The sequence below is a fragment of the Hyunsoonleella aquatilis genome, from assembly GCF_014270105.1.
Classification (GTDB): domain Bacteria; phylum Bacteroidota; class Bacteroidia; order Flavobacteriales; family Flavobacteriaceae; genus Jejuia; species Jejuia aquatilis.
In genome coordinates this window covers 1-3,265 of the sequence record NZ_JACNMF010000013.1, presented here as the reverse complement: position 1 = coordinate 3,265, position 3,265 = coordinate 1, and the positions used below count along the sequence as shown (strand labels likewise).

General features: G+C 31.2%; 4 protein-coding genes. All 4 read right to left on the bottom strand.

The window, feature by feature from the left end; translation table 11 throughout:
- Positions 1-254: 254 nt before the first annotated feature.
- Positions 255-638: a hypothetical protein gene (locus tag H7U19_RS16685; RefSeq protein ID WP_186564019.1), complete on the bottom strand. Its 384-nt coding sequence runs from the start codon at positions 636-638 to the stop codon at positions 255-257.
- A gap of 412 nt (positions 639-1,050) precedes the next feature.
- Positions 1,051-1,482 carry a hypothetical protein gene (locus H7U19_RS16680; RefSeq protein WP_186564018.1) on the bottom strand — a complete coding sequence of 144 codons (432 nt, stop codon included), beginning with the start codon at positions 1,480-1,482 and terminating at the stop codon, positions 1,051-1,053.
- A 158-nt stretch (positions 1,483-1,640) separates the two neighbouring features.
- Positions 1,641-2,126 carry a hypothetical protein gene (locus tag H7U19_RS16675; RefSeq protein ID WP_186564017.1) on the bottom strand — a complete coding sequence of 162 codons (486 nt, stop codon included), beginning with the start codon at positions 2,124-2,126 and terminating at the stop codon, positions 1,641-1,643.
- Positions 2,127-2,363: 237 nt separating this feature from the next.
- Positions 2,364-2,975: a DUF5004 domain-containing protein gene (locus H7U19_RS16670; RefSeq protein ID WP_186564016.1), complete on the bottom strand. Its 612-nt coding sequence runs from the start codon at positions 2,973-2,975 to the stop codon at positions 2,364-2,366.
- Positions 2,976-3,265 lie beyond the last annotated feature (290 nt).

Below are 3,265 nucleotides of genomic sequence, written 5' to 3'. Positions count from 1 at the left end.
TCCACTGTCAAAAACATAGGTCTTAAATCCATAATTTGTTTTACAAGAAACTATTATTCCGAGCAAAGTCAGAAATAATATTAATTGTATGGATTTGGGTTTTCTCATATTGGTTACAACGGTTTTGTATAAGATTAGTTGCGTGGTTAAGCAACGAATTTAGCAAATACAAACCAAATAGAAAATCCGCGAGGATTTTCGTAAGCAGGCTCGTACCAAGCAATTAATTTTATACGGTGTTGTAACCAGTTTTTTTATTCATTTTTTATTAATTCCGATATTTCGTCCAAATTCAGTTCCATCATTTTTTTATGAACAAAAGCGCCAAAAATGATAAATATTGCTGATAATATAATTCCGATTAAAATTCCGTTTTGGTACATAAAGCCGATTGTCCAAAAAGTTAAAAAAGTCAGTACGAAAATCAGAAGTATTTTTTTTGGTTTTGCTGTTAACCTAACTTTAGAAGGTTTTATTTCACAAACAAAGTCATAAAATGCTTTTCCGTAAATAGTTATTATTCCATTTCCGACGTCAATTCTTTTATGGTCAAATCTTTTAATAGAATTAGCTAATTCCGATTCCGATTTTGTTGTGTTGACTGTTCGGTCAATTTGGAACTTATTTATTAGGGTCATATAACTTTGGATTTAGTCCGAGGATTGTTGAAATAACAATTACTATTAAAATCAAAAATCCGACACCTAAATAAAATGCTTTATAGTAATATTTTTTAATTCCGCTTTTTTGGTCAACTTCATTTAGAATTCGTTCGTATGTTATTTTCTGCCCTTTAATTTTGTAGTAAATCAGCAAAAGAGTTGCACCAACGTAACCAATAATTAATTGTTTTATTATTATGTTATAAAGTTGGTTCACTCGGTTTTCTGAAATTGGTTACAACGGTTTCGTATAACCGTCAGTTACGGGTTAAATTAGCGATTATTTTCTGATTAAACACTAGCCTTAGCAATTCCGAGTGGATTCGGACGGAGTCGAATCCGCCGTAATTGCGGTTATACATTGTTACCTGCTGGCTTTTATTCCGATTTATATTTTCAGCCACCATTTTATCGTTTTCAATTTGTCAGTTTCTATTTCTGTCAGATTTTGAGTTTCAAATTCAGTCAATTTATTTTTTACAGATTCAATTCCGTAATTTTCTTTTATCCAAAAAGGGAATTCCTCAACGCTTTTATTCCAATTTCCGATTGTTGATTTTAGAATCAAGCTTAAATCAATATCAGATTTCGGTTTAAGGATGTCCAATATTTTTCCAGCGTTTTTTTGGTCAACATATTCCGTTTCAGGTCTTTTTTTGTTTTCAAACACTTTAATAATTCCGCCCACAATTATTTCATCAGAAACCTTATTCAATTTGTCCGTGAATTGTCGAATTCTTAAATCTCCAATTTTATTCATTAAGTCAATAGACGAATAAAATTCATTTTGAAAATCATCTGATGTTTTTGGAATGTTCATCGGTTTTTTCAGCTTGCTGGTAACGGTCTAGTATAACCGTCAGTTACGGGTTTTAAGTTACTGTTTTTCGGTTAAGCACTGACGCTTGCAATTCCGAGTGGATTCGGACGTAGTCGAATCCGCCGTAATTGCGGTTATACATTGTTGGCAGTAGTTTTTTATTCTATATATCCATCTTGACACCAATTCGTTATTTTCCCTTTTTTATCAAGTTCAATATAGTAATAAATTCCGCTCCATTTTTCAACTTTTTTAAGTACAACTAAAATTCTGTTTTCAGATAATGTGAGAGATTGACTTACGTAGAGCTTTGGGTAATTCCCTTTCCCGTATTTTTTTATCTTAAAATCTTTTTGGTCAATGTTATCAAGATTTAGTTCTGTTTTATTGGAAACATTATGTTTTGAATTATCATATTCCTCAATTTCAATTTTTTCTAAACATCTTGGATACCAAAAAGGTGTTTCGGTTAATTTGTATGGTTGGATTTCTTTATAAATTCTGATTTTGTTTTTTGCAGGTTTTTTAGGTAGGATTTCAGTCCGATAAAAATCGAAAGCAATTTGCTCAAAAAATGGAACTTGGGTTTGAGCCATTCCGATTCCAAAGTTGAGTAAGAAAATCAGAAGTATATGTTTTTTCAAAATCAGGTTTTTTAAATTCAGTTCTTATTTAATTTAATTCGTTTTTATAAAAAAGAAGTAAGGAGTGAAGCCTAAACTTCGATTTGTTAACTGACTTCTCAAATTACTGCCAACGGTCTAGTGTATGATTTCGTTGCGTGTTTAAGCACTAAAGTTAGCAAATAAATCACAGATAGAAAGTCCGCGAGGACTTTCGTAAGTAGGCTATAACTAGCAATGAATTATACACATTGTTGTCTATAGTTTTTTATACGTCTTTGTTTCGGCAACGTATGGAAATTCAACTGACTTTAGTTTTCCATCTGTATATTCAAAACTATATTTCTCGTTTTTTTCAATTGTTTTCGGCTCGCTATTAATTCTCAAAATAATTCGGTCAGATTTTCCATTTACTGATGTACTTTGAGATGTTTCATTTCCGTTTGTCAGATATTTAATTTGAATTCCGACGTTTTCATTTCCGCCAGAATCAATATCATATTTCTCGAATTTTATAATTCCATTTTTATCGGTTTTCTTGATTTGAGATTTATTATAATTAATTGAATATTTTACTTCAAATTCAGATATAGGCTTTCCGTAATTATCCGTAACCTCGAATATGACAAAATCTCTGGAAAACTTATCCAGTTTTTCGATGTATTCAGTTGTTTCCTCTTGATATGAATAATTATGAAAAAGCGTTAACTCGTTGTTTTTCAATTCCCAAGTACCTGTAAAGTCAGACCAAGTCCAGCAACTGTCTCCACGAGATTGGTATTCATAAGTTCCATCTTTTTTTAATTCGAGAGTATCAAATGACAATTCGCTTTCGATTTGATATTTTCCGATAATTTCGGTCGAAGTCAAATTAAAAAGACAAAATATTAATGCTAGCAAAAGTGTTTTCATAAATTATAGACAACGTGTTTGTGTATGGTTAGTTGCGTGTTTAAGCAACTAATTTAGTAAACAAAAACGAACGCGAGAAAATTCCGAAGGAATTTTCCAAATAAGCAACGACCAAAGCAATTAATTATACACGTCTTAAGTTTGTCTTTCATTAAATTTAACCAATAATCAGAAAGAACAAAAGAGAGAAATAAGGTTAGTATACACGGTGAAGCTTTGGACTTCGACAACATTGATAACCCTCTCTC

What these genes read in the sequence shown, in the direction of transcription:
- H7U19_RS16685 (WP_186564019.1), bottom strand. Translation starts at nt 638, where the DNA reads ATGACCCTAATAAATAAGTTCCAAATTGACCGAACAGTCAACACAACA.
- H7U19_RS16680 (WP_186564018.1), bottom strand. Translation starts at nt 1,482, where the DNA reads ATGAACATTCCAAAAACATCAGATGATTTTCAAAATGAATTTTATTCG.